Annotated in this window: 1 protein-coding gene and 1 pseudogene; both read right to left on the bottom strand. The window is 44.4% G+C overall.

The genetic code is table 11. From position 1 onward, the window contains the following. Positions 1 to 310: 310 nt before the first annotated feature. Entirely contained in the window at positions 311 to 1,813 is a 1,503-nt protein-coding gene (locus tag ACM0OX_RS35450) for an amidohydrolase family protein (RefSeq protein ID WP_414519864.1), read from the bottom strand. Positions 1,814 to 2,049: 236 nt separating this feature from the next. Continuing rightward, positions 2,050 to 2,550, bottom strand: a pseudogene (locus ACM0OX_RS35445) (aliphatic sulfonate ABC transporter substrate-binding protein); the annotation flags it as partial.

Raw genomic sequence — 2,550 nt, 5'->3', positions numbered from 1 at the left:
TCTGATTAACTCAGCCCTGCTGGGTCATTTTGTATGGCTTAGTCTAAACTCCAGAACCCATAAATTATCCAAATAAACGAACCGCAGAGACGCAGAGAACGCAGAGGGAGGAGAAATAAAGAGGATTTTTGTATCAGTTTTAGGATATTTTTCAACTCTCATTTCTCCGTGTCCTCTGCGCCTTTGCGGTTCATTATTTAAGAGAAATGTAGAGTGGGCAGGGCCCACGCTACAAGTGAACAGAGGAAATGGAACATGGAACGTTGTGATTGTCATTGGTCATTAGTCCTTTACAAATGACTAATGACAGTTATTTCTTAGCCGCTAGATATTCGTTTGCGGCTTTCTCAACACCTGTACCCTTGAAGAAGTCTTGGTTGAGACTGGTGTACAACTCTAAGGGATGGATTGAGAGGAAGTAGCGGAGGTCTTCTTCGGTGATGATTTCGCGTTCTGCCATTGAGTAGGCGTTGGCAGTAACGGCGGTGATATCAGGCACATCCCAGTGACCGGAATCGGAACCTAAGAAGGCTTTAACTCTATCGCCAAAGGGATTCGCGGCACGATTAAAGGCTTGGCTTACACGGGTATCGTCTGATTCTGTACCGAAGTAGAAATGATTCAAGAAGCGATCGCGGATATCCTCTGGCTTCGTTACTCCTGCAACGGCGAATTCATCCAAATCACCTGGTTCTAGGGGAGATAATAACTCAGCGTGGAAACCTAAACCGCTACCTAGTTGATCCAAACGACCATGTACTAATTCGCCACCATAACGGGTATATAGTTCTAGCAATTCTTCGCGATCGATATTGGCAGGATTGTTATTTTCCACCAAATGGTCTTTATTGCGAGTATCCCAATGCCAAATCAAATCGGTGTACAAACTAGCACCCCAAGCTGCACCTCCTTCTAAAAAGGCAAACTTGAGTGTGGGGAAGCGGTGAGTGACACCACCAAAGAACAGAGATTTACATAGTGCTTCCGCAGCCGATGCAAAGTGACCAATATGGTTGTATTGGTAATTGCTAATGGAACGCCGATTGATCCAGCCCATACCAGAAGAGTGGGTGGTGGGTACAACTTTCAGTTCTACGCACTTCGCCCAGAAGGGATCGTAATCATATTTACTATCCAAGCCAAAAGTATCAATCCAGATGGCTTCGTTGGCTACTTCTTCGCCATACTTCTCGAAGGCGGGAATGGGGCGGCAGATATGTCCGGGGATTTGAATTGCTTTGAGTCCCAGCACTTTCACCGCATATTCCAACTCTGCGATCGCCTCTTCGGGCGTATGCATGGGAATAGCCGCAATGGGTGTTAAGCGATCGCTATAAGGACGGAAAATATCAGCGTGGTAAGTATTAGCCGCACGGCAAACAGCGCGCCGCATTTCTTCATTCCCGATGTGTGGGGCCATTGTTGCCAAGTTGGGGTACACAACGGCAAAGTCTGTACCAGCTTCTTGCAAGCGTTCGTGCAACAACTTTGGCAAACTAACGGTAGCTAAATTTAAGGGATCGTTAGTGGGACGAGTCCAGAAAGGAGGGCGGGCGGTGCGGTTAGCGCGGCGTTCTTCCCAAGATTGTTTAAACCATTTAGAGCGAGATGCACCGGGTAAGTGTTCTTGAAAACGTTCTGCGTAGGCGTAGCCCGCCGTAGGCATCGCAGTTCCAGCAACTTGCTCTAAATAGTCTAAGAATGCTGGGGGAAATTCTTGGGTATGTACATCAGTATCGATGATCGGATAACCCAGTTTTTCCCGAATTTGAGCAGACTTGGTTTTTCTGGGACGGTCTAATGCAATAGTCATAGGTTCTACCTTATTTTTCAATTGGATTGGGTAGATAGTCAATGCTGATTCAGAAGGTTGTTTACTCTCTTCTCAACAGCAATTCTTTTGAAGAAGTTGGGATTTTTCTTTATATGTGGCGTGATTAGTAAAGATAAAATCTCGAAAATCAGCTTCACTGATAATTTCCTTCTCCATAAATTCTCTCTGTGTTCTCTGCGCCTCTGTGGTTCGTTAAAAAAAAAAGATAAATAAACTTAACGCGGCTGTTCATTAACAACCCAATCTGTTAATTTAAAGTCCGACTTTGCCAAACCCTGCGAGACTAAAAATTTCTTCGTCCCCTCTAAAAGTTTCACTCCCTCGGCTGGTAATGGTTCTTCTGAAACCTGTTTGAGTGGAAACGATACTTTTATAATATCGATGGGATATTTAGTAATTTGAGCGTGATACTGATAATATTCTTCAGAATTCGCTTTTAAATCCTTAGCTGCTTCTGTGAGAATTGCATTAAATTTCTGCGGGAAATCAGGCTGTTTCGCCAAAAAGCTTTCGGTTGCAACCACTAATGATGTCCCTGACAAACCCTGATGATTTGCCGAAGAATCAATCACTGGAAACCCTTGTGATTTCAAAAAAGGGCCCAAATCGCTTGAGGTTGCATAAGCTGCTACATCACCACGTTCTAAAGCTGCTTTTGCCTCAGTAAGTAAGTCGGCGGGAAAATTTATAAGTATGTAACGAAAATTTAACCAGAG

It is taken from the genome of Nostoc sp. PCC 9305, from assembly GCF_963920915.1.
Lineage (GTDB): Bacteria > Cyanobacteriota > Cyanobacteriia > Cyanobacteriales > Nostocaceae > Nostoc.
Note: the sequence above shows the minus strand (reverse complement) of the source record. Positions and strands in the feature narration are given on the sequence as shown.

What these genes read in the sequence shown, in the direction of transcription:
- ACM0OX_RS35450 (WP_414519864.1), bottom strand. Translation starts at nt 1,813, where the DNA reads ATGACTATTGCATTAGACCGTCCCAGAAAAACCAAGTCTGCTCAAATT.